Genomic DNA, 23,344 nt, shown 5'->3' with positions numbered 1-23,344 from the left:
ACGATCTCCTCGGTTTGTTTGGTCCTATTCTACAGAGTGAGGTAATCCTCGACCGCGCGCGGAAACAGCGCGCGCAGCATGAAGCGCGGCAGCTCGTATTGCGGAAAGCAGCGCGACGTGTTGCTCGCGTGGAGCACGTGAAGACAGATGCCGCGCAGGTCGCGGAAGTGCTCGACCCGGAACGCCGCCCGCGCCGCCGACGCGAACGGCTCGTCCTCGCCGCGGAACGCGTGCCCGGAGAACGGCTGGCGGCGCCAGACCTCGGTGCGATAGACATAGGAGAAGCCGTAACCGAGGTGCACGTTCTCCAGTCCCCGGTTGTTCTCGTTCGTGAGGCGCCGCGCCGTGCGCGGCTGCGGCGGCTGCCACACGTGCACGCGGCCGGTCTTGCGGTTCAGATCCCAGTAGCCGAGCGCGCGATACGCCACCGCGTACAGGTACCACCCCGAAAGCTTGACGAAGTCGCAGCCGGCATCGAGCCGCCGCAGCATGCGCTCGACGTACGACGGGGCGTAATAGTCGTCGTCGTCGAAGTGCGCGATGACGCTGCCGGCAGCGGCCGCGGCGAGCTCGTTGCGCTTGCGGCCGATCTCCATGCGTCCGGCGGTGTGCAGATAGCGCACGCGCGGGTCGGTCACCGAGCGCAGATACTCCGAGGGTTTCGGGCTGTCGTCGAGGATCAGCCACTCCCAGTCTTGATAGGTCTGCGCCCGTATCGTGCGATGCGCCAGGCGCAGGAACGGCTCGCGCTCGAACGTCGGCGTGACGATGCTGACCTTCTCGCGCCGCATCACGCGCGCCGCGGTTTGTCCGCCTCGAAGATCATCGTCTCGAACGCCACCATCGCCACGTCGCCGACGTTGTGGCCGTGCGATTCGATGCCGCGCAGATGCGGATCGGACGATTCGCCGTACGCGCAGCGCCGCACCGAGACGAAGCCCGCGCGCACGAGCGCGGTCTCGAGGAGCTCGGCGTCGTACAGGAACTGGTGGCCCCACGCGCGGAACGCGTTGTTGATGACGAACGCCGGCTTGTAGCTGCCGATCTCGGGCAGCGCGCGGTCGGTGATCCAGCGCACGTAGCGCTCGGCGGTCGCGTCGCGGGGCGCGGTGTACAGCGCAAGCAGCACCGCGAGGTCGGGCGTCGCCACGCGTATGGTCGCGCCCGGTTTCATGATCCTGAAGCACTCGTCGAGCATGCGCGCCCCCGCCTGCCACGAGATGTGCTCGATCATGTGCTCGCTGAAGACGTAGTCGAAGGCCGCGTCGTCAATCGGGAAAGGCTCGCACGCGTCGAGGTAGACGATGCGCTCGGAGAGCGGCGAGATGTCGGTGCTCAACCAGCCGTCGAGGCTGCCGGCGCCTGCGCCCAGATGCAGCTTGCGCACCGGGTGCGAGGCGACGTACGCGTCGATCGCGCGTCCGCCCGCCATCCGTTGCAGGGCGGCCGGGCTCGCACCGCCCTGTTTGGCGAACAACGAGGTCAGCAGCTTGGCCAGCATCGAGAAGCTCTCGTCTTGAAGAGCCTCAAGCTTAGTCGAACTCGACGCGCGCCGCCGCCTTACGCGGGCGCGAGCACGCGCAGGATCTCGGTCACATCCTCGAGCTCGTCAAGCTTCGCGACCATCTGAATCGCCCGCTCGACGTTCTCGCCCGGGACCGGCGCGGCGGAAAACGACACGCAATCGCGGAACTTGGCTTCGAGGAGCGCATCATCGACCGGATGATCCGGGTCGCCCGGCACACCGTCCGGACAATGCGAGTACGCCTTGCCGCCGCGCGTGACGATCTCGACCGTGGGCCGCGACAACGACGAATAGCCGCCGACCGGAAGCTTCGCATTCGCATCGATGCGATAGCTCACGCGGTCGGCCATCGCGAGCACCGCGGGGTCGCGCAACCCCTCGTCAGTGTAATCGCGCAGCGTCACGTTGCCTTTGACCATCATCACCGCGCTCGTGAACGGGATGCTGTACTTGCCGTCGATCGCGAGCTTGGGGCGGCGCTTCTTGTCCAGCGGCTCGGAGAGCAGCCGTGTGCCGCCGGAGCCGCCGACGACCGTGATCGACTCGACGTCTTCGGCGCGCAGCGCATGTTTCTCGCGCAGGTAGCGGATCGCGGTGTTGGTCGCACGCGTGTAACCGCACGCCGGCCACACCTTGAAGCCGTGCAGCTCGAGCAGCGGGAATCGCCGGCCGAGCCCGCCGAGGATCGCATCCCAGTCGGGCTCGCAGCGCACGTAGGTCTTGAAGAGGCCGTAGCGGCCTTCGAGCACTTCGCGCGAGCCGACGATGCCGAGCCCGGCGAGATCCGCCGCCAGCACCGCGCCCTGCCCCGAGAAACCCGCCTGCATCGACCGCAGGTGCGTCGCTTCGCCGACCGCCATCTGCCGGCTGCCGCCCATCTGGGTGAACGCGATGCCGAAAGCGTTTTCGATGGTCGCGGCATCGGCGTGCCTCAGCCGCGCAGCGGTCGCCGCGCCGGAGAGATAACCGAAGAGCTGCGTCGGGAACCAGCCTTCGGCGATCGTCCAGTCTGGGATGCGGATGCCCGCGTTGATGCGCGTGTGGATGTCGGTGCCCGCGGCGATCGCGGCGATGAAGTCGCGGCCGCTGACCTTGCCGAGCGCTTCGGCGACCGCGAAAGCGACCGGTATGGTGACGATGCTCACGTGGCCGCCCGCGCCGACGTCGTCGTAATCGACCATGTGACCGAGGCTGCCGTTGACGAACGCCGCCGAAGCAGCGGGCGCCTTGCCGCCGAAACCCCAGATCGTCGCCACGCCTTTGCCGCCGCTGCCGGCGACGTAGTCGCGCAGCGTGCGCGCTTCGGTCGCGAGCGTGCTTGCCGCGATCGACACGCCGAGCGTGTCGAGCACGCACTGCTTGACCAGGCGCACGAGCGGCTGCGGCAGATCCTCGTAGCGCAGGCCCGCGGCGTATTCGGCGAAGGTGCGCGTCGCCCCGTTCATTGGAGCGTCACTCCCGCCCGCTTCACGACCTCCCGCCACTTCGCCATCTCGTGCGCGATGTGCTTCTGGAACACCGCAGGCGTGCTGCCGTTCGGCTCGGCGCCGTCGGCGAGCAGACGCTCGCGCAGATCCGGCGCGTGCAGCGCCCTGCTCGACGCGGCGGCGAGACGCTCGACGACCTGCGGCCGCGTGCCGGCGGGGGCGAGCAACCCGTACCACGTGCTCGTCGAATAGCCGGGCACGCCCGCTTCCGCGACCGTCGGCACGTTGGGCAGCGCGGGCGAGCGCTTGGTGCCGGTCACGGCGAGCACGCGCAGCCGCTGCTGCTTCACGTGCGGCGTCGACGACAGGACACTGGCGAACATGAAGCTGACCTGGCCCGAGACGACGTCGACGAGCGCGAGGCCCGCGCCTTTGTACGGCACGTGCAGGAGCTGGGTCCTGGTGAGGCTCTCGAACAGCGCGCCCGCGAGATGCCCCGAGCTGCCGTTGCCGCCCGAACCGAAGCTGAGCGTTCCGGGCGATGCTTTGGCGAGGGCGACCAGGTCCTTCACGTTTCTAGCCGGCACCGACGGATGCACGACGAGCAGGAAAGGCGCTTCGGCGAACAGCGAGATCGGCGCGAGGTCCTTCTGCGGATCGAACGGCAGGTTCGAATACAGGCTCGGATTGATCGAATAGCTGCTCGACACCACGAGCAGCGTGTAGCCGTCGGGCGGGCTCTTGGCGACCGTCGTGGCGGCGATCGATCCCGCCGCGCCGGTGCGGTTCTCGACGACGATGTTCTGGCCGAGCGGATCGGTCATCTTCACCGCGACCATGCGCGCCACGATGTCGGTCGCGCCGCCGGGGGATTGCCCGACGAGGAAGCGGATGGGTTTGCTCGGATAGGTGTCTTGCGCTCCGCACGTCATTGCGAGGAGCGACAGCGACGACGCAACCGCAAAGCGTTCGATGGCGCGCCGCGAGATCGCCGGGCGGGCGTTGCCCGCTCGCGATGACACTCTGTTCATTTCACTGTCCTCACTGCTTGTTCCCGGATGTATCGTTCGTACGCAAGCTCCGGCAATCCGCCGGCCGAGAAGATCTCCTCGATCAGCGGCGGAAACTTGCGCAGCTCCACACTCTTGCCGTTGGCGGGATTACGCACCGCGCCGTTCGGATAATCGATCTCGAGCGTCTCGCCGTCCTCGACGATGCTCGTGATGCCCGGCGCCATGAAGATCGGGATCGCGCGGTCGATGCTGTTGCGCAGGAACAGCCGCGCGACCGATTCGGCGAGGATCGCCGCGATGCCCACTTCGCGCAGCACGAGCCCGGGGCGGCTGGAGCCGCAGCCGAAGTTGCGGCCGGCGACGAGGAGGTCGCCCGCCTTCACTTCCTTCGGGAATTCCGGCCGGTACGCTTCCATGGTGTGGAGCTTGAGCTCGTCCATCGTCGGATAGCGGTAGTACGGATTGATCGCGTCGGTCTCGATCGAGTCGCCGAACTTCCAGACGCGCCCGCGGATGGGACGCGACAGATCAAATGCCATCGATGACCTCTTTGGGGTTCACGATCTCGCCCGCGAGCGCCGCGGCGGCGACCGTGAGCGGACCGGCGAGATAGATGTCGGCGTTCAGGCTGCCTTTGCGGCCCTTGAAGTTGCGCGTGGTCGAGGTGATGCATGCCTCGCCGTCGGAGAGAAAGCCGACTTTCGGCTGGCACACGCCGCAGCCCGGCGTGACGACCTGGGCGCCGGCTTCGACCAGAGTCTCGACCAGCCCTTCTTTCAGGCACTTCAGATACACCTGCTGCGACGCCGGCGAGATGATGAAGCGCATGCCCTTCGCCACCTTGCGGCCTTTGAGCACGCGCGCGGCGATCTCGATGTCCTCGAAGCGCCCGTTGGCGCAGCTTCCGATCATCGCCTGCTGGATCGGCCTGCCCGCGACTTCGTCGACGAGGCCGACGTTGCCGAACTGGTGCGGCTTGGCGACGACGAACGGCATCGAGTCGACGTCGAGCACGATCTCGCGCTCGTAGCGCGCGCCTTCGTCGGCGGCGAGCTTCTCGTACTCCTTGTTCGTGCGCGGCGCGAGGAACTCGAGCGTCCTGTCGTCGAACGGGAATACCGCGAGCTTCGCGCCGATCTCCACGCCGTGCGCCGACAGGCACATGCGGCTGTCGATCGACAGCTGCGGCACGAGCGAGCCGGCGTACTCGATCGACATGTTGCCGGCGAAATCGTCGCCGTACTGTCCGGCGAGATACAGCACGATGTCTTTGGCGATCGGATAGTTCGGCTGCGTGCCGTTGAGCACGAGCCGGATCGACTGCGGCACCTGGAACCACAGCTCGCCGAAGATGAGCGCGTACAGCATGTCGGCGCGCGTGATGCCGATACCGCCGCAGTTGAGCGCGCCGTAGCTGATCGTGTGCGAATCGTTGCCGACGACGAGCTCGCCCGGGCGCATGAGCCCGTAGTCGGCCATCATCTGGTGCGCGATGCCCGGCTCGGAATCGTGGAAGCAGCGGATGCCGAGGCGCTCCACGTCGCGGCGGATCAGCGCGTTCTCGTCGGCCTGCTTCTGCGAGAGCGTCGGCTGGTGATGGTCGAGCAGCACGAACACGCGGTCGCGGTCCCACACGCGCGGGATGCCGCCTTTGAATCCGGCCTGCACCGCGAGATCGTGCATCGGCTCGTTCGCGTGGTAATGCACCATCGCGCCGTCGATGCGCGCTTCGAGGATGTCGCCGGCTTCGACCTGCGTGCCGGCGAGGTTGTGGCGCGAGAAGAGCTTCTCGGCGATGGTCTGCGGCATACGGGGTTCCTATTGCGCCGATTCGGGGAAAAGCTGCTTGAGACGCTCGCGGCGCGCGGACTGCACGTGGCGCCGCGCGAGGTCTTCCGCCGCGTCGGCGTCGCGGCGCTCGATCGCCCTGAAAAGCTCGGCGTGCTCGTCGATCGATTCCTGCGCGCGCTCGGGGATGAGCATCTGGCTCCTGCCGAGCAACCACATCGAGTCGTTCACCGCCGAGAGGCTTTTCTCGAGATAGCGGTTGTGCGCGCCGCGGTGCACCGCCTCGTGGAACTGTCGATTGTGACGGACCAGCGCGTCGAGATCGTCGACCAGCTTCGCTTCGCGCTTGACGAGCTCCGAGAGCTCGAGGAGCTCGATGTCCGAAGCGTTGCGCGCGCACAGCCGCGCAGCGGTGCCTTCGAGCACCTCGCGCATGACGTAGAGCTCGAGCATCGCCTGGCGGCTGATCGATGCGACGACCAGGCCGTTGCGAGGCTCCATCTCGAGCATGCCTTCGCTCTCGAGCCGCCGCAGCGCTTCGCGCACCGGCGTGCGGCTCACCTCGAGCCACTCCGCGATCTCGACTTCCATCACGCGCTGGCCGGGCTTGAGCTCGCCCGCCTCCATCGCCTGCCGCAGCTTGCGGTACGCGAGCTCGCTGCGCGAGGCGTACTCGGGCTCCGGGGCGGTCTTAAGCGACCGCGACTTCGTCGCCTTCGATGCGGAAGCCATCGCTGTATCCCTCGGAGACCCACTGCATGTATTTCACCGCGTCGTCGAAGCGCGGGTCGCCGTGCTTCAGCGCTTCGGGCCGCAGCCTGGTATCGATCAGCACCGGCAGGAACGACGCGCGCTCGACGCCTTTCTTCGAAAGCACCGCTTTCGCGATCAGGCTGCGCTTCGCGTCGACGCCGTACGGCAGGTTCGGATACGCCGGATCGAGCGCGACGCCGTAGCGTTTTGCGAACGTCTCGAAGCGCTCCGGCTTCGCCGGCGGCGCCGACATGATGAAGTTCGACAGGCTGTAGAAGCACACCTTGCCGCCGTGCACGCCGATCGCTTTCGGCACGTGCGCGTGATGGCCGAGGATGAGATCGGCGCCGGCCTCGAACGCGGCGCGCGCGGCGACCGGCTGGTAATCCGCGATCGCACGCGGGATGAAGTGCAGCCCCCAGTGCAGCGAGACGACGACCACGTCGGCGAGCTCGCGCGCGGCTTTCACGTCTTCGACGAGGCCCGCGAGGTCTTCCTCGTAAGGCACCGTCACCACGCGCGGCGGCATGCCGGCCTGGTATTCAGCGGGCTCGTAATAGGTGTGCGCGCGCAAGGGCGCGACGCCTGCCTTGTCCTTCTTCGCCGCATAGCCTTCGCGCAGGACCGAGCAGTACGCCAGAAATGCGACTCTGACCCCGTTTTTCTCGAGGACGGCGGGTTTGCGCGCTTCGGCGAGGTTGCGGCCCGCGCCGACGGTGGCTAGCCCTCGCTTCTGCAGCGTCTCGATCGTGTCGAGCATCGCGTCGGGCCCCCAGTCCATCGAGTGGTTGCTCGCGACCGAGACGACGTCGAAGCCGCAGTCGCTGAAGATCGACGCCATGTGCGGCGCCACGCGGCTGTGGGCGTCGCCCGAATGCACCTGCATCGCGCCGCGCTCCGAGTACACGCGCTCGCACTGGCCGAAGCGCAGATCGGCCTGCGCGAGCACGGGTTTGACCAGTGCGCAGAAATCGGCGACCGGCTCGTGGATCGGGCCGACGTCGCCGACACCGTAGAGGGTAATCGTCATCGCGAGGCGACTCCGAAAGGAACGCCGTGGCGATCCCGCAACGTGCGCGCTTTGTTTCGTCCGCAACGAGATTGCTTCGTCACTTCGTTCCTCGCAATGACGTCGAATGAGTAGCGGCTTCTCTTCCCGCGATGCGCCCGAACACCGAGCCCGCCATGAGCCCCGAGCTCCCCGGATAGTTGAAGTAGAACAGCCCGCCGACGAGCTCGCCCGCGGCGTAGAGGCCGGGGATCGGCTTGTCCTCGATGTCGAGCACGTGGGCGTCGGTGTCGATCTTCAAACCGCCGAAGGTGAACGTGATGCCGCAGGTGACCGCATAGGCGGTGAACGGCGGCTTCTCGATCGCGTTCGCCCAGTTGGACTTGGGGATCGCGAGCCCTTCGGCGCGGCGCCCGTCCTTCACGTTCGGATTGAACGGCACGTCGCGCGTGATCGACGCGTTGAATTCGCGCACGGTGTCCAGGAAGTTGCCGGGATGCACGTCTTCCATGCGACCGACGAGCTCTTCGAGCGTGTTCGCCTGCACCTTGGTCGTGCCCTTGGAGCGGTATTCCTCGTGCAGCAGGTGCTCGACCTGCGAATCGAAGACGTGCCACGCGTAGCTGCCCGGCTGCTCCAGCACGATGCGGCCGTACTTGGCGTAGGTGTAGTTGCGGAAGTCGGCGCCTTCGTCGACGAAGCGCTTGCCTTCGGCGTTCACCATGATGCTGAACGGATAGCCGTTGCGGCTCGCGGTGATCGGACGGTCGAGCTCGCCGAAATCGGGCGCGTAACGCTCCCACGATACCGAGTGGCAGCCCGACCACTGGCCGTACGCCTGCGCGCCGATATCGAGCGCCATGCGGATGCCGTCGCCGGTGTTGTAGCGCGTGCCGCGCACCTTGGCCATGTCCCAGCCCGGACCGAGGTAGCGCGTGCGCCATTCGCGGTTGGCTTCGAAACCGCCCGCGGCGAGCACCACCGCTTTCGCGCGCAGATCTTCTTCGACGCCTTCGCAGCGCACGCGCACGCCTTCGACGCCGGCGCGGCCGCGCACGAGCCCGATCGCCTGCGTGCCGTAGCGCACCTCGATGCCGTGCTTCTCGGCGGCCTTGAACTCGGCGGCGACCAGCCCGCGACCGCCGCCCGCCGCTTCGACCACCGTGCCGCCGAAGAACTTGAATTTGCCTTCGTGCTTGAAAGCGTAGCGCCCGAAGCGCGGCACGAAGCGCACGCCGCGGCCGTGCAGCCACTGGACGGTCTCGGTGCTCTGCCGGACGAGGGTCTCGGTCAGATCGGGGTCGCAGTACCATTGCGTCACGCGGCCGAGGTCGTCGAGGTACTGCTCCGCGGTGTATTCGCCGAAATCGGTGTTCTCGATCTCCCCCTGCGACAGGTCGGGCACCACCGAGCGCACGGTCTCCACCCCGGCGTGCACCATGCGGAAACCGCCGCCGGTATAGGCGCTGTTGCCGCCGCGCCGCTCTTCCGGCGCGCGCTCGAGCACCAGCACGCTCGCGCCCTGCTCGCGCGCCGACAGGGCCGCGCACAACGCGGCGTTGCCGCCGCCCACCACGATCACATCCCCGGACTGTCCGCTCATGCGCATTCCCGTGTATACATGAGCATACTGTATCATACAAACCATCGACCCCCAGGGAATTTCGAATGACGACCCGATCCGCCCGCCTGCGCGAGCTCATGGCCCGCAAGGACAGAGTACTGACCGTGCTCCACCCCCCCACCGCCGCCCACGCGCGCATCATGGAAAAAGCCGGCTGCGAAGTCGGCTTCGTCGGCACCGGCGGCGTCGTCGGCGCGTACACCGGCCTCGCCGACGTGGGCGCGCTCGGCATGATGGAGTGCATACAGATCGCCGGCTGGATCGCCCAGGCGGTGAATTTTCCCATCATCATCGACGGCGACACCGGCCACGGCGGCGTGATGGCGGTGCGCAGGCTGGTGCGCGAATGCATACGCGCCGGGCTGTCCGGCATCCGCATCGACGACCAGCCGCTCGAAGGCAAGCGCCGGACGCAGGACGCGGGGATGGAGGTCGTGCCGCTCGAGCAGGCGATCGCGCGCTACCGCGCGGCGGTCGAGATGCGCGACGAGCTCGATCCCGATTTCGTGATCATGGCGCAGTGCTATGCGCGCGACGCGGCGAACAGCAGCTTCGACGATACGATCGCGCGACTGAAAGCCTATCGCGAAGTCGCCGGCGTCGACTGGGTGCAGCTCGAATCGCCGCATTCGGTCGACGAGATCCGTGCGGCGCGCGCGGCGGTCGAAGGGCCGTTCTCGTTCATGAAAGGCAAGCTCCCGCGCTACCTCGGGCTCGACGAGCACCTCGCGCTGGGAATCAACATCGCCTGGTATCCAGGCTTCACCCACGCGGTGACCTGGGCGGCGCTGTGGGACTTCATGCAGGACTTCAACGCCCGCGGCATCGAAGCGTGGGAAGAGTTCGAAGCGAGCCGCAAGGACAAGCCCTATCCCATCCCCCGCGTCGGTCCCGAAGGCGAAGGCGCCGACCGCCAGCGGGAGCTGGAAGAACGCTACTTCTCCGGCGCCGGCTTGAACAAATACCGCAAAGCGTAAAAAGCAGTTAACCGCCAAGGACGCAAAGGACGCCAAGGAAAACCAAGGCGAAAAACGATTTCCTCGGTCGTCCCGCCCGAGAGAAACGCTTTTGCCCTTCCTTGGCGTCCTTTGCGTCCTTGGCGGTCAATCAGCTCTTAGTCGGCCTGCGGCTTGCTTTAGCTGCGCCGTATGCGCCTGCACGGCCCCCTCATCGCGTGTCGCGAATGCGACCTGCTCCAGCGCCCCACCGCGCTCGCCGGACACATGGTCGCGCGGTGCAGCCGGTGCTCGGGCGTGCTCTACCAGCCCCTCGACGACGATCTCGACCGGCCGCTCGCCTACACGCTCGCGGCGACGATCCTGTTCGTGCTCGCCAACGCCTTTCCGATCGTCGGCCTCGAAGTGCAGGGGCAGACGACCGTCGCGACGCTCTTCGGCACCGCCAGGACGCTGTACGACGAGAACATGCGCGCGCTGGGCGTCCTGGTGTTCTTCACGACGATCGTCGTGCCCGCGCTCCAGCTCGGCGCGATGCTGTACCTCCTCGTCCCGCTGCACGCGGGGCGCGTTCCGACGCTGCTTCCGGGTGCGGTGCGCATGCTCCAGGCGATCCGCCCGTGGGGCATGACCGAAGTCTTCATCCTCGGGCTCCTCGTCTCCCTGGTCAAGCTCGGCGCGATGGCGCGCGTGCAGCCGGGCGTGGGTCTGTGGTCGTTCGGCGCGCTGCTCTTCGCGATCGCCGCGGCGGTCGCTTCGTTCGACGCTCGTGTGATCTGGGCGAAGTACCGGCCCGCGCCGGGCGGCATCGACGAGGCCGGCCGCCGTCACGCGTCTTCGACGCCATGAGGCCGGGAGACATCACCGCCGCGGGAGCGGGCCTCTTGTCGTGCCTCACGTGCGGCCTGCTGTCGCAGCCGGCGTCGCACGAGGAAGACGCGAACGCCTGCCCGCGCTGCGGCCGGCGGCTCCACGTGCGCAAGCCCCACAGCCTGCTTCGAAGCTGGACGTTCCTCGTCGCGGCGATGGTGCTCTACCTGCCGGCGAACCTGCTGCCGATCATGGACACCGAGTCGCTCATCATGGGCTCGCACAGCGACACGATCATGAGCGGCATCGTGCTGCTGTGGAAATCGGGCTCGTGGGGCATCGCCATCATCGTGTTCATCGCGAGCATCATGGTGCCGATGCTCAAGATGCTGGCGATGCTGGTCATACTGGTCGCCGTCCACCAGGGTGTCAGCACGCACTGTCACGATCTCGCCAGGCTCTATCGCATCCTCGAGATCATCGGCCGCTGGTCGATGCTCGACGTCTTCGTGGTGGCGATCCTCGTCACGCTCGTGCAGCTCCAGCTCCTCGCCGCGATCACGCCCGCCAAGGGCGCGCTCGCTTTCGGCGCGGTGGTCGTGCTGACGATGCTCTCGACGATGAGCTTCGATCCGCGGCTCATCTGGGATTCGGCGGAGCACGCGAGGCGGCGGCCGCATGGCTGAGATTCGCGAGGACGATCAGGAGCTGCCGCGCGCGGTGCGCGTGCGCAAGCGCCGCTTCGCCTTCCAGTGGGTGTGGCTGCTGCCGATCGTCGCGGCGGTGGTCGGCGGCTGGCTCGCGGTGCGCGCGATCATGGCCGACGGCCCTACCGTGACGATCCGCTTCAAGACCGCCGAAGGCATCGAAGCGAACAAGACGCGCGTCAAGTACAAGGACGTCGACATCGGCATCGTGAAGAGCATCTCGCTCGGCGACGACCGCACCGGCGTCCTCGTCAAAGCCGACCTGTCCAAGGCCGCCGAGGGCCTCGTGGTGCAGGACACGCGCTTCTGGGTGGTGCGCGCGCGCATCGCGGGCGGCACGGTGTCGGGCATCGGCACGCTGCTCTCGGGCTCGTACATCGGGATGGATCCGGGCAAGTCGAAAGAGTCGCGGCGCGACTTCGAAGGGCTCGACACGCCGCCGGTGATCACCACCGGTCTGGCGGGCAAACAGTTCGTGCTGCGCGCGGAGGACATCGGCTCGCTCGACGTGGGCTCGCCGCTGTACTACCGCAGGCTCGAAGCCGGCCGCGTCGTCGCCTACGAGCTCGACAAGGAAGGCACCGGCGTGCTCGTGCGCGTCTTCGTCAACGCGCCCTACGACCGTTACGTCACCCCCAACGCGCGCTTCTGGCACGCGAGCGGGGTCGACGTCGCGCTCGACGCGAACGGGCTGAAGATCAACACCGAATCGATCGCCTCGGTGCTCGTCGGCGGCATCGCGTTCCAGGCGCCCGACGGCTCGGCCAGGCAGCCGGCCGCGCCGGAGAACTCGATCTTCAGGCTGCACGCGGACCGGGTGCAGGCGATGAAGGATCCGGTGACCGTCATCGAGCCTTACGCGCTGGTGTTCCACGAGTCGGTGCGCGGCCTGGGCGTGGGCGCGCCGGTCGATTTCAACGGGCTCCTCGTCGGCGAGGTAAAGAGCATCGACGCCGAATACGACCGGCAGAAGCGCGAGCTCTCGATGGTCGTCATGATCGACTTCTATCCCGAGCGGCTGTTCCGCAACCGCTACAGCGGCGCCACCCCGCCGCCCGACGTCGGGCCCTCGCTCGCGCGGCTCGTCGAGCGCGGCTTGCGCGCGCAGATGCGCTCGGCGAACCTCCTGACCGGGCAGAAGTACATCGCGCTCGAGCTGCGTAAAGACGTGAGGCCGGCGCGCATGGACACCGCGCAGAACCCGCCGACGATTCCGACGGTGCCGGGAGCGGCGGCGGAGCTGCAGACGACCGTCGCTTCGATCGCGAGGAAGCTCGAGCGCGTCCAGTTCGAGGAGATCAGCAGCGACCTGCGCAAGACGCTGCAGACCGCGAGCGGCGTGCTCTCCCGCGTCGACCGCGAGATCGCTCCCGAGGTGCGCGACACGATGGTCGAAGCGAAGCAGGCGATGGTCGAGGCGAGGAGCGCGCTGATCGAAGCGCGGCAGGCGATCACGCAGGCGAAGCAGGCGCTGGGCTCGGTGGAGCGCACGATGCGCGACGCCGAGCCGCTGCCGCTCGAAGCGAGCGACGCGATGCGCGAGATCGGTCGAGCCGCCGCGTCGTTCCGCGTGCTCGCCGACTACCTGGAACGCCACCCCGAGGCGGTGATCCGCGGCAAGAAGGAGGAGAAGCGTTGAAGAACTTCGCTTGCGCGGCAGCCCCATCGCCGCGCCACCCTGCCTTCGTCGCAGCTGTCTTGGTGCTTCTCCTCGCCGCCTGCGGCATCACCGGCACCAGCCCCGAGCCGCGCTTCTACACGCTCGCCTCCGAAGCCCCGCCGCCGGCGCCCGCCTCGGCTGCCGCAAACACGGTCGTCGTCGGACCGGTGACGATCCCGGAGCTGGTCGACCGGCCGCAGATCGTCACGCGCACCGCCGAAAACCGCGTCCAGATCGACGAGCAGGCGCGCTGGGCGGCGCCGCTCAAGAGCGAGATCGCGCGCGTCATCGCCGACCGTCTCGCCAGGGCGCTGCCGAACGCGCGCGTGTCGACCATGGACCAGCGCGCGACCGGCGCGCCCGATTACCGCGTCATCGTCGACGTGCAGCGCTTCGATTCGTCGAACGAAGGCGCGGCGATACAGGCGTCGTGGCAGGTGAGGACGAAAGACCATCCGGCCGCACTGTCGGGCCGCTCGGTCGTCGCCGAGCCGGCGGGTGCCGGCTACGATGCGCTGGTCGCGGCGCACAGCCGCGCGGTGGCAAAGATCGCCGCCGAGATCGCGGCGGCGATCGTCACCGCATCGAAGTAGCGCCACCCGTCATTCCCGACCGCGCGCAAGCGCGAAACGATCGGGAATCCATTTTGATTTTTTCGGGGTTGAAGCATGGATCCCCGCCTGCGCGGGGATGACGATCCGGCCTCAGGCAGCTTTCGCCACCCGCTGCTCGCGCCCGACCCAGAACTCGAGCACGTGAACGAGCTGGTCTTTCTTGAAAGGCTTGGCGAGGTAGTCGTCCATGCCCGCCGCGAGGCAGCGCTCGCGGTCGCCTTCCATCGCGTTCGCGGTCAGCGCGACGATCGGCATGCGTCGCCGCGGCAGGCCGGAGCCGATGCGCTCGACGTCGATCTCGGCTTCGCGCGCGCGGATGGTGCGCGCAGCCTCGAAGCCGTCCATCTCGGGCATCTGGCAATCCATGAGGACGATGTCGTACGGCGCACCCAGCGCCGCATCGACGCCGGCGCGCCCGTCGGCGGCGACGTCCACAGCACAGCCGAGCTTCGCGAGCATCGCCTTGCACACTTCCTGGTTGACGCGGTTGTCTTCGACCAGCAGCACGCGCGCGGCGACGAGCGGCTGCTTCTCGACCGGTCCCACCGGCGCCGGCCGCACGGGCGTCCTGCCCGCCACGCTCGCGATGGTCTGCCACAGCTCGCTGCGCCGTACCGGTTTGTTGCGCCACGCATTGAAGCCCGCGTCCCTCGCCGCGACGCCATCACCCGAAGCGAGCGACGACAGCAGCACGAGCGGCATACGTGCGAGCGCAGGCTCGGCACGCACCGCTTGCGCGAGCTCGAGACCGTTCATGCCCGGCATCTTCATGTCGACGAGCCCGAGATCGAACGGTATGCGCCTCGCCGCGGCGTCGCGCAGCGCGACCAGCGCGCGCTCGCCGCTGTCGACGCTCTCGCTCGCCATGCCGGCCGCCTCGACGTAGCGCTCGAGGATGATGCGGCTCGTCGGATTGTCCTCGACGATGAGCACCCGCAGGCCGTGCAGGTCCTCGGCGCGCTCGATGCGCGCGCCGGCGTCCACGCGCTGGGCGAGCGCGACGGTGAACGAGAACGTCGAGCCGTGGCCGACGCGGCTCTTCATCTCGATCTCCCCGCCCATCATCTCGATGAGCTGCTTGGAGATGACGAGGCCCAGCCCCGTGCCGCCGAAGCGGCGCGCGGTCGATCCGTCGCCCTGGGTGAACGCCTTGAACATGCGCTCGCGTGCTTCGTCGCTGATGCCGATGCCGGTATCGCGCACGGCGAAGTGCAGCACGCAGCCGCCGCGCACCGCGCACACCCGCCCCTCCGGCGCGCGTCCGACGGTGATCCCGACCTCGCCGCGCTCGGTGAACTTGATCGCGTTGCCGACCAGGTTGACGAGCACCTGGCGCAGCCGGTTGGGATCGCCCGCGAGGCCCGAAGGCACGTCGTCCGCGATCTGGCACGTGAGCTCCAGCCCTTTCGCCTGCGCGTGGCTCGCGAGCAGCTCGACGACCTCCTCGGTCGTCTCGCGCACGTCGAAGTCGACCGTGTCGAGCTCCATCTTGCCCGCCTCGATCTTCGAGAAATCGAGGATGTCGTTGATGATGTGCAGCAGCGATTCGCCCGAGTTCTTCACGTTGAGCGCGTAGCGCCGCTGCACGTCGCTGAGCGCGGTGTCGAGCAGGAGCTCCGCCATGCCGAGCACGCCGTTCATCGGGGTGCGAATCTCGTGGCTCATGTTCGCCAGGAACTCGGACTTGGTGCGGTTGGCGTCCTCGGCCGAGCGCTTCGCGGTTTCGGCCGCCTGCTTGTCGCGCTCGCGCTGCTCCGACATCGCCGCGATGTCGAAGCGCATCCGGATCGATTCGAGGTTGGTCCTGCCGAGGCGGCGTGCGGCGCTGATCGCGATCGGGACGAAGAAGAGCAGGATCAGGCCGAGCACGGTCGACTCGCCGTCGCCTTTGGCGAGCAGCGTGATCGTCGAGGGCAGCATGAAAGGCAGCACCAGCGCGGCGTAGGCGCGCGTCCAGGGGTAGACCGAGAAGATGCCGATCGCCGCGACCGCGACGTCGATCACCGAGAAGATGACCTGGTATTTGTACGACTCGACCGGAATCAGCGGCGTCCCGAGAACGCCCCACGCCGCGCCGGCGCAGAACGTGCCGGCGCAGAAGTAATAGCCCCACCGTTTGGCGTTCCCCGCCGCCGGCCTGGCGCGGCGGTAGGCGAGCACCAGGGCATAGCGGCCGATCCACGTCACGGCCAGCGCCGCGAGCCACGCGAGCATCGCGGTGCGGTCGGCGAACCGCCAGAACAAGGCGAAGATGATCGAAGCCCCGAACGCCGACGTGACGAGCGCGTGCGGCGACAGCCGATAGAGCATGTCGACCTGCTCGGCCTGGATACGGACGTCGATTTTCGCGATGCGGGAAGTGGACATAGCGCTGGCGCCGCCGGAATAGACGAACACCAGCCCGGTCGGCACGAGTTTAACGGCAGGCCGAGAGGAAACCTTGAGTGGGTCTGACCCCCGCTTCATCGGGGTCAGACCGCGGTTTTATCGTTTCCGCCGCGCCACGTGCTCCACGAATCCCTTCACGAACTTGCCTATGGCCTCGCGCGTGGCCGCGTCGGTGATGGTCCCCTGCGGGTCGACGACGCTGCCGGCGCGCGAGACGAGCAGCCTGCCGCCGGACCAGAGCTCCGCGCCGAGGGTCCTGAAGACCGGCAGCCAGGCGTTCTGGGAAAGGATGGTGCCGAAACCGCCGGGCGAGGCACCGGCGATGGCGACCGGCTTGCCGCCGAAGACGCGGCCGATGTCCGCGGGCGGCCGCGACAGCCAGTCGATCGCGTTCTTGGTGACGCCGGGCAGGCTGTTGTTGTACTCGGGCGTCACCAGGAGCAGCCCGTCGGCGGTCGCGATCGCATTCTTCAGGCGCGTCACCGGATCCGGAATGCCGCTCGCGGCTTCGTCGTCGCCGTCGTAGAGCGGTATGCCCGCGATCGATTCGATGACGACCTCGCTGTCCGCCGGCGCGAGCTCTGCCGCGACTCGCAGCACCGCCGAGTTGAACGAGCCTTTGCGCAGGCTGCCCGAGATGCCTATCAGCTTGACCACAAGCGACTCCTATCGCATCAGCGTGACGATGACGAGACCCATCACGAGCAACACCATGCCCGCCATCTCTATTCCGGTCACGCGCTCGCGGAAGAAGCGGTGCGAGATCACGTAGCCGAAGAACACTTCGATCAGCGCGAGGGTGCGCACGTGCGCGACGGGCTCGATCGCCATCGCGGTGAACCAGCACGCCGACGCCGTCGCGCCCATGAGCCCGGCGAAGAGCGATCTCCTCCACTCGCGCAGCACGCGCACCACGACGCTGGAGCTGCGCACCAGCAGCCAGCCGCCGAGCAGCACCGTCTGCAACGCCTGCGCGGCGACGAGCGTGTACGCCGCGGCCATCAGGAACTCGGTGCCGGGCAGCGCGAGCGCCGCGCCGCGATAGCCGGTCGCGGCGAGGCCGAAGCCCGCGCCCGACGCGACGCCCAGCAGGGCGGTGCGCGTCGTCCAGCCTTTGATGAGCGTGCTCACCGGCTTTTGCCTGTCGATCGGCGCGAGCAGCATCACGCCCACCGTGCCGAATGCGACTGCAATCATCATCGTAGGCGTGATCGGGTCGCCGAGGAAGACCAGGCCGAAGACCGCGATCTGGATCACTTCGGTCTTCGCGTACGCGGTGCCGAGCGCGAAGTTGCGCTCGTGCATGACGCGCAGGAGCAGCGCGGTCGCGCCGATCTGCGCGACCGAGCTCACGACCACCCACGCCGCGAAGCTCCAGTTGGCCGAGGGCAGCGGCTGCCCCGTGGCGAACGCCACGATCCCCAGCCAGATCAGCGCGAACGGCAGCCCGTACAGGAAGCGCACGAGCGTCGCGCCCAGCGTTCCGAGGATCGGCGTGAGGTGCCGCTGCGCGGCGTTACGCGAGGTCTGTGCGAGCGCCGCGCCGATCGTGACGGGTATCCACAGCCAGTCGGGCGCGATCAACCGGCGAGCCTGCTTGCATGAGTCATCGGGCCGATTATGCGTCACGCGATGTTACGATGCGGGGGTTTTTCACTCTTCGACCGTTCCATGCTGCGTGCCTGCATCCCATTGTGTTCGCTGCTGATGGGCGCAGCCTACGCGGCGGATCCCGGACCGCTGAAGGAAATGCCGCAGGAGGGAGAGATCTCCCACGGCGTGACGGTCTACGTGGACGACCGCAAGTGCCCGAAAGGCGAGATCAAGGAAGTGATCGGCGGCAGCCGCGAGAAGAATATTTCAAGACAGGTGCGTTGCGTGCCTCGCCCGGCGCGCGCGTCGACCGACAGGCCCCAATGAAACATCGCAATCAGGTTCCACCGCTCACGACCCGCGCGAAAGCTGCCAAGCGCCGCGACAGGATCGCCGGCATCGCCCTTTTCATCGTCGTGGTCGGCTGCATCGCGATCACGGCCTACACGTGGTGGGTGCGCACGCGCGGGGGATGAGGGTGCGAGCCAGCGCACCCTACGATGAGGCCCGGTGCGTTACCGCTTTCGCCTGACGCACCCTACGCTTCGTAGCGACGGTCAATCGCCGGGCAAGGCTCCGAGCAGCGCCGCGTTCCCGCCTGCCGCGGCGGTGTTGACCGTCACCGTCTGCTCCACACAGAAGCGCGGGAGGTAGTGCGGCCCGCCCGCTTTCGGGCCGGTGCCGCTCAACCCTTCTCCGCCGAACGGCTGCACGCCGACCACCGCGCCGATCATGCTGCGGTTGACGTAGACGTTGCCCACGCGCGCGTTAGCAGAGATGCGCTCGGCGCGGCTGTCGATGCGCGTCTGCACGCCGAGCGTGAGGCCGAAGCCGAGCGCGTTGATCGACCCGACGAGCGCGTCGAGGTCGCCGCTCCAGCGCACGACCTGCAGCACCGGGCCGAAGATCTCCTCGTCCGCCGCTTCGAGGCGGTCGATCTCGTAGATGCACGGCGCGACGTAGTTGCCGCGCAGCGCTCGCGGCAGCGTTCCGCCCGCGATGTGCCGGCCGCGCGCGGCGAGCGCGGCGATCTGGCGATCGAGATTCGCTTTCGCCGCCGCGTCGATCACCGGCCCGACGTCGGTGGAAGGATCGGAAGGGTCGCCGACGGTCAGCTCCGCGATCGCGCCTTTCAGCATCGCGATCACGCTGTTCCACAGCGCTTCGTGCACGCACAGCGCGCGCAGCGCGGAGCAGCGCTGCCCCGTCGAACGAAAAGCGCTCGCGACCACCGCGTCGACGACCTGCTCGGGCAGCGCGGTGGTGTCGACGATCATCGCGTTGACGCCGCCGGTCTCGGCGATCAAGGGACGCAGCGCACGGCGGTCGTCGTCGCCGATCAGCGCGCGCGCGATGCTGCGCGCCACCGCGGTCGAGCCGGTGAACGCGACGCCCGCAGCGAGCGGATGGGCGACGAGCGCCGCGCCGACGGTCTCGCCGTCGCCGGCGCACAGCGCCAGCGCATCGCGCGGCACGCCGCACTCGTGGAAGAGATCGACCATGGCCGACGCGATCGCCGGCGTCTGCTCGGCCGGTTTGGCGGCGACGCTGTTGCCCGTGGCGAGCGCCGCGGCGACCTGCCCGGTGAAGATCGCCAGCGGGAAGTTCCACGGCGAGATCGCGACCCACACGCCGCGCGGCTTCAGGCGCAGCACGTTCGATTCGCCGGTCGGCCCGGGGAGCTCGCGCGGCGCCATGACGCGCTCCGCTTCGACCGCGTAATAGCGCAGGAAGTCGACCGCCTCGCGCACTTCGGCGACCGCGTCGTCCCAGGTCTTGTGCGCTTCCTTCACGACGAGCGCGGCGAACCGCGGCAGGCGCGCCTCGAGCCGGTCGCCGGTCTCGCGCAGGATCGCGCGGCGCTTCGTAACGTCGCGCTGCGACCACGCGGCGAATCCTTCGCGCAAGGTATCCATCACCGCATCGACGCGGGCGAGGTCGGCAATCGACGGTACGTCCACATCCGCCGCGGCGTCGATCAGCAGCGCGCGATGCGTTCGTTCGGCGACGTCGAGCCCGCGGCTGTTCGGCCGCTCGGCGCCGTACAGCTCGCCCGGCAACGGCAATGCCGGACGGGGCGCGACATGGAGCGGCGAGCGCACGAGCTCGGCGGCAGGCACGTCCTCGTTCGCGAGCTGATGCACGAACGACGAGTTCGCGCCGTTCTCGAGCAGCCGCCGCACGAGATACGCGAGGAGATCTCGATACTCGCCGACCGGCGCGTACACGCGCACCGGCACATCGCTCGACGCGAGCACCTCTCGATAAACGCTCTCCCCCATGCCGTGCAGCCGCTGGAGCTCGAACGGCGCGTTCGTCTCGCGCGCGAGCTCGAGCACCGCGGCGATGGTCGCCGCGTTGTGGCTCGCGAGCTGCGGATAGACCGCGTCCTTTGCTTCGAGCAGGCGCTTCGCGCACGCGAGATAGCTCGCGTCGGTGTGAGGCTTGTGCGTGTAAACGGGATAGCCGCCGACGCCCAGCACTTGCGCGCGCTTGATCTCGGCGTCCCAGTACGCGCCTTTGACGAGACGGACCATGAAGCGCAGCCCGTAACGTCGCGCGAGATCGATCGCGTGTCCGGCCGTCTCGAGGGCGCGCGTCTGATAGGCCTGCACCGCGAGGCCGAAGCCGCGCCACGACGCGTGCTCGCGCGCGACGCGCTGCGCCAGCGCTTCGAACACGTCGAGCGAGAGCTCGAGGCGCTCGCTCTCCTCCGCATCGATGGTGAGGTTGATCCCGGCGGCGGCCGCGCGCTCGCACAGCGTCCAGACACGCGGGACGAGGTCCCGCATCACGCGCGCGCGCTGGACGTCTTCGTAGCGCGGAAACAGCGCCGAGAGCTTGATCGAGATGCCGTCGCGCGCTGTGGCGCTGGCGCCCTCGCCTGCGGCGAACGGCCGCGCCGCGATCGCCTCGACCGCCTGGAGATAGTGCTCGAAATAGCGCCGCGCATCCTCCGCGGTGCGCGCGCCCTCACCCAGCATGTCGTAGCTGAACCTGAACTGCGCGTTCTGTGCGCGCCACTCGTCGCCGCGCGCGATCGCTTTTTGAATCGTCTCGCCCAGCACGAACTGGCGTGCGAGGAGCTGCACCGCGCGCATCGCGATCGCGACCACGGCTTCGCCGCCGAGGCGTTTCAGCAGGCCCGGATGTGTCGCGTCGCCTTCGGGCAGGAGCGAGCTCGCCAGCGCGAGCGCGCGAGCGGACACCGCGATCGCGCCGTGGCCGTGGCGCTGCTCGAAGTTCGCGCGCGTGAGCTGGTCGGCGGTGAGCGCGATCGCGGTGTCGCGGTCGGGGATGCGCAGCAGCGCTTCGGCCAGCCGCATGAGCGCAGTGCCTTCGGCGCTCGAGATCGGGTACTCGGTGAGCAGCGTCTCCAGCGCCCAGAACGGATGCGGCGCGCTGCGAACGCGCTCGATCCACGGGATCGCCGCCGCGGCCACGCGGTTCCAGTCTAGCGCGCCGTCGAGCGCTGCTATCGCCGCCCGCGCCGCCGCGCTTTCGTCACGATACGGCGAGGGCAGGCGCGGCGGGGGAACGTCCATCGGCATGCGGGAAGGATACACGTGCGCCACGGGATTGCTTCGTCGCTCGCGCTCCTCGCAATGACGTAATCGTGCTACTTTCAGCCGAGGAGGAGAACAACACCAATGCAGCTCGTTGCACGCGCCGCGCGGCCGCCGACGCCGTGAGCGCCGTCGCGCCTACATCCGCGCTCGCACCGTTTCGCATTCGTGCGTTCCGCTACCAGTGGCCCGCCGATCTCGCCACCTCGTGGGCGTTCGAGATGGAGACGCTCATCCTCGGCTGGTACGTCCTGGTCGAGACTCAGTCGGTATTCCTGCTGACCCTGTTCGCCTCGATGCAGTACCTGGGGACGTTGATCGCGCCGATGTTCGGAGTGATGGGCGACCGGCTCGGCCACCGCAACGTGCTCTCCGGGATGCGCACGATCTACGCCCTGCTGGCGAGCACGCTGTGCGCCCTCATCGTTCTCGGGGCGTTCAGTCCCGGCTACGCGCTCATCAGCGCGGGCCTCCTCGGCCTCGTGCGCCCTTCGGACGTCGGCATGCGCGCCGCGCTCGTCGGCGACACCATGCCGGCGGAGCAGATGGTCGGCGCGATGAGCATCCAGCGCACGACCCAGGATTCGGCGAAGGTCATGGGTGCGCTGACCGGCGCGGGGCTCGTCGCGCTGCTCGGCATGGGCCCGGCGTATCTCGTGGTGGCGTGCCTCTACGCGTCGAGCGTCGCGCTCACGCTCAAGGCGCGCAGCGTGCGGGCGGCGAAGCGGCTGGAAGCGAGGGCCGTCCCGGCGAGCGTGTCGCCGTGGCGCGATCTGCGGCTGGGGCTTTCGTACGTGCGCCGCACCCCGGCGCTGTTGGCGCTGATGTGCCTCGCCTTCCTGCTCAATCTCACCGCGTTCCCGCTCTTCAACGGGCTCATGCCGTACGTGGCGAAGGAAGTCTACGGCACCGACCGGACCGGGTTGGGTTACCTGGTGGCGGGCGCCGCCTTCGGGTCGCTGCTGGGATCGATCTGGCTCACGCGTTTCGGCGGGTCGATCCGTCCGGGACGCTGGATGATCCTTGGCGGCATCGGGTGGTATTCGATGCTGCTCGTCTTCGCCTACGTGCCGTGGCACGGCCTCGGCGTCGCGGTGCTGATGCTCGCGGGATTCGCGCAGAGCATGAGCCAGGTGCCGATGTCCGCGATCCTGCTGCGGACCTCCGACGAGCAGTTCCGCGGCCGCGTGATGGGCATACGGATGCTGATGATCTACGGCAACCTGCCCGGCCTGTTGCTGGCGGGGCCGCTGATCGCGCGCTTCGGCTATTCCGCGACCGCCACGTTCTACTGCGTGTTCGGACTCGCGTTCGCGATCTTCATCGCGTGGCGCTGGCGCGCGGACTTCTGGAGCCTGAGGGCGGCGGCGAACCGTCGGTGAAAGATAACGCCGCTGCTTCGCTGCGCTCGCCGCGCAACGGCGCGCTTAGGCGCCTTGCGGCGCCACGCCCGATCAAAAGTTGCCGGCGGCGGCGAGCAGGCTCTGGCTGCGCAGCTCGCGCGAAGCGCGGCGGCCGCTGCGGGCCTCGCGGCGCACCGGCACCGCCTGGTAGCCCTGGGGCTGCTGGTCTTTCGCCTCGGTGTCGAACAGCCGGATCACCCGCGCGTTCTTGGGCTCCGGAGGATTCGCCGGCATCAACACGTCGAGCAGGCTGTGCCCAGGTCCCTGCACCCGATAGCTGTACTCGACTTCCGCCTCACCCTGCTCGCTGGGAGCAGCATTCATTTCCGATTCCATTGTTGTCTCCCGCTGTTGTCGAACCGTTACCCACCGCCATGCTGGCGGCGCCGTGTTGCGTGCATGTGAAAGATATCTGCGCCTCTATCGACAGCGACAAGACATTTCTCACGGCTTTTCCGGGCGGCCGACTGCCGGTCGTCGTTCGGCGACAGGCGGCAGCAGTAACGTG

22 protein-coding genes are annotated in these 23,344 nt (G+C 68.2%); 8 read left to right on the top strand and 14 right to left on the bottom strand.

Annotation, left to right across the window (positions count from 1 at the left end; translation table 11 throughout):
• Positions 1–29 precede the first annotated feature (29 nt).
• The 9 genes from VHP37_14765 to tcuA all read right to left on the bottom strand — a co-directional run bounded on the left by VHP37_14765 (position 30) and on the right by tcuA (position 9,118).
• Positions 30–791 (bottom strand): glycosyltransferase, encoded by a 762-nt coding sequence (locus VHP37_14765; protein HEX2827611.1) that lies wholly within the window; start codon positions 789–791, stop codon positions 30–32.
• Positions 791–1,501 (bottom strand): methyltransferase domain-containing protein, encoded by a 711-nt coding sequence (locus VHP37_14760; GenBank protein HEX2827610.1) that lies wholly within the window; start codon positions 1,499–1,501, stop codon positions 791–793. The genes VHP37_14765 and VHP37_14760 overlap by 1 nt, the downstream gene beginning before the upstream one ends.
• Before the next feature lie 59 nt (positions 1,502–1,560).
• The gene (locus VHP37_14755; protein ID HEX2827609.1) at positions 1,561–2,970 is read right to left on the bottom strand and encodes an MmgE/PrpD family protein; all 1,410 of its coding nucleotides are present in this window, start codon (positions 2,968–2,970) and stop codon (positions 1,561–1,563) included.
• Positions 2,967–3,983 (bottom strand): tripartite tricarboxylate transporter substrate binding protein, encoded by a 1,017-nt coding sequence (locus VHP37_14750; GenBank protein ID HEX2827608.1) that lies wholly within the window; start codon positions 3,981–3,983, stop codon positions 2,967–2,969. The genes VHP37_14755 and VHP37_14750 overlap by 4 nt, the downstream gene beginning before the upstream one ends.
• Positions 3,980–4,504: a 3-isopropylmalate dehydratase gene (locus VHP37_14745; protein ID HEX2827607.1), complete on the bottom strand. Its 525-nt coding sequence runs from the start codon at positions 4,502–4,504 to the stop codon at positions 3,980–3,982. Before VHP37_14745 ends, VHP37_14750 begins: the two co-directional genes overlap by 4 nt.
• Positions 4,494–5,774, bottom strand: a complete 1,281-nt coding sequence (locus VHP37_14740) for an aconitase/3-isopropylmalate dehydratase large subunit family protein (protein ID HEX2827606.1) — start codon at positions 5,772–5,774, stop codon at positions 4,494–4,496. Before VHP37_14740 ends, VHP37_14745 begins: the two co-directional genes overlap by 11 nt.
• 9 nt (positions 5,775–5,783) lie before the next feature.
• The gene (locus VHP37_14735) at positions 5,784–6,485 is read right to left on the bottom strand and encodes a GntR family transcriptional regulator (protein HEX2827605.1); all 702 of its coding nucleotides are present in this window, start codon (positions 6,483–6,485) and stop codon (positions 5,784–5,786) included.
• Positions 6,445–7,536, bottom strand: a complete 1,092-nt coding sequence (locus tag VHP37_14730) for a CapA family protein (protein ID HEX2827604.1) — start codon at positions 7,534–7,536, stop codon at positions 6,445–6,447. The genes VHP37_14735 and VHP37_14730 overlap by 41 nt, the downstream gene beginning before the upstream one ends.
• 79 nt (positions 7,537–7,615) lie before the next feature.
• A complete protein-coding gene (gene tcuA / locus VHP37_14725) occupies positions 7,616–9,118 on the bottom strand; it encodes an FAD-dependent tricarballylate dehydrogenase TcuA (protein HEX2827603.1) in 1,503 nt (500 codons plus the stop codon).
• 65 nt (positions 9,119–9,183) lie between these two features.
• On the opposite strand from tcuA, the gene VHP37_14720 reads away from it, so the two are divergent.
• The 5 genes from VHP37_14720 (at position 9,184) to VHP37_14700 (ending at position 13,865) form a co-directional block, all read left to right on the top strand.
• The gene (locus VHP37_14720) at positions 9,184–10,116 is read left to right on the top strand and encodes an isocitrate lyase/PEP mutase family protein (GenBank protein HEX2827602.1); all 933 of its coding nucleotides are present in this window, start codon (positions 9,184–9,186) and stop codon (positions 10,114–10,116) included.
• A gap of 171 nt (positions 10,117–10,287) precedes the next feature.
• Entirely contained in the window at positions 10,288–10,944 is a 657-nt protein-coding gene (locus VHP37_14715; GenBank protein ID HEX2827601.1) for a paraquat-inducible protein A, read from the top strand.
• Entirely contained in the window at positions 10,941–11,591 is a 651-nt protein-coding gene (locus VHP37_14710; GenBank protein ID HEX2827600.1) for a paraquat-inducible protein A, read from the top strand. The genes VHP37_14715 and VHP37_14710 overlap by 4 nt, the downstream gene beginning before the upstream one ends.
• Positions 11,584–13,251: an MlaD family protein gene (locus VHP37_14705; protein HEX2827599.1), complete on the top strand. Its 1,668-nt coding sequence runs from the start codon at positions 11,584–11,586 to the stop codon at positions 13,249–13,251. Before VHP37_14710 ends, VHP37_14705 begins: the two co-directional genes overlap by 8 nt.
• A gap of 62 nt (positions 13,252–13,313) precedes the next feature.
• The gene (locus VHP37_14700) at positions 13,314–13,865 is read left to right on the top strand and encodes a PqiC family protein (protein HEX2827598.1); all 552 of its coding nucleotides are present in this window, start codon (positions 13,314–13,316) and stop codon (positions 13,863–13,865) included.
• A 111-nt stretch (positions 13,866–13,976) separates the two neighbouring features.
• On the opposite strand, the gene VHP37_14695 is transcribed toward VHP37_14700, so the two are convergent.
• From VHP37_14695 to VHP37_14685, 3 genes are all read right to left on the bottom strand, one after another.
• The gene (locus tag VHP37_14695) at positions 13,977–16,253 is read right to left on the bottom strand and encodes a response regulator (GenBank protein HEX2827597.1); all 2,277 of its coding nucleotides are present in this window, start codon (positions 16,251–16,253) and stop codon (positions 13,977–13,979) included.
• Positions 16,254–16,370: 117 nt separating this feature from the next.
• Entirely contained in the window at positions 16,371–16,931 is a 561-nt protein-coding gene (locus tag VHP37_14690; protein HEX2827596.1) for an NADPH-dependent FMN reductase, read from the bottom strand.
• 9 nt (positions 16,932–16,940) lie between these two features.
• On the bottom strand, positions 16,941–17,858 hold the full coding sequence (locus tag VHP37_14685; GenBank protein ID HEX2827595.1) for an EamA/RhaT family transporter: 918 nt from the start codon (positions 17,856–17,858) through the stop codon (positions 16,941–16,943).
• An 87-nt stretch (positions 17,859–17,945) separates the two neighbouring features.
• Here VHP37_14685 and VHP37_14680 point away from each other — a divergent pair, with 87 nt between their 5' ends.
• Complete coding sequence (locus VHP37_14680) at positions 17,946–18,194, top strand: DUF6719 family protein (GenBank protein ID HEX2827594.1); 249 nt, start codon at positions 17,946–17,948, stop codon at positions 18,192–18,194.
• Complete coding sequence (locus tag VHP37_14675) at positions 18,191–18,343, top strand: hypothetical protein (GenBank protein HEX2827593.1); 153 nt, start codon at positions 18,191–18,193, stop codon at positions 18,341–18,343. The genes VHP37_14680 and VHP37_14675 overlap by 4 nt, the downstream gene beginning before the upstream one ends.
• An 81-nt stretch (positions 18,344–18,424) precedes the next feature.
• On the opposite strand, the gene VHP37_14670 is transcribed toward VHP37_14675, so the two are convergent.
• Complete coding sequence (locus VHP37_14670; GenBank protein HEX2827592.1) at positions 18,425–21,412, bottom strand: L-glutamate gamma-semialdehyde dehydrogenase; 2,988 nt, start codon at positions 21,410–21,412, stop codon at positions 18,425–18,427.
• A 71-nt stretch (positions 21,413–21,483) separates the two neighbouring features.
• On the opposite strand from VHP37_14670, the gene VHP37_14665 reads away from it, so the two are divergent.
• Positions 21,484–22,815: an MFS transporter gene (locus tag VHP37_14665; protein HEX2827591.1), complete on the top strand. Its 1,332-nt coding sequence runs from the start codon at positions 21,484–21,486 to the stop codon at positions 22,813–22,815.
• A 72-nt stretch (positions 22,816–22,887) separates the two neighbouring features.
• Here the strand turns inward: VHP37_14665 and VHP37_14660 are convergent, their stop codons facing one another.
• The gene (locus VHP37_14660; protein HEX2827590.1) at positions 22,888–23,160 is read right to left on the bottom strand and encodes a hypothetical protein; all 273 of its coding nucleotides are present in this window, start codon (positions 23,158–23,160) and stop codon (positions 22,888–22,890) included.
• Between the last annotated feature and the right edge of the window lie 184 nt (positions 23,161–23,344).

This window comes from Burkholderiales bacterium (assembly GCA_036262035.1).
Taxonomy (GTDB): Bacteria; Pseudomonadota; Gammaproteobacteria; order Burkholderiales; family SG8-41; genus JAQGMV01.
This window is presented reverse-complemented; position numbering and strand designations above follow the sequence as displayed.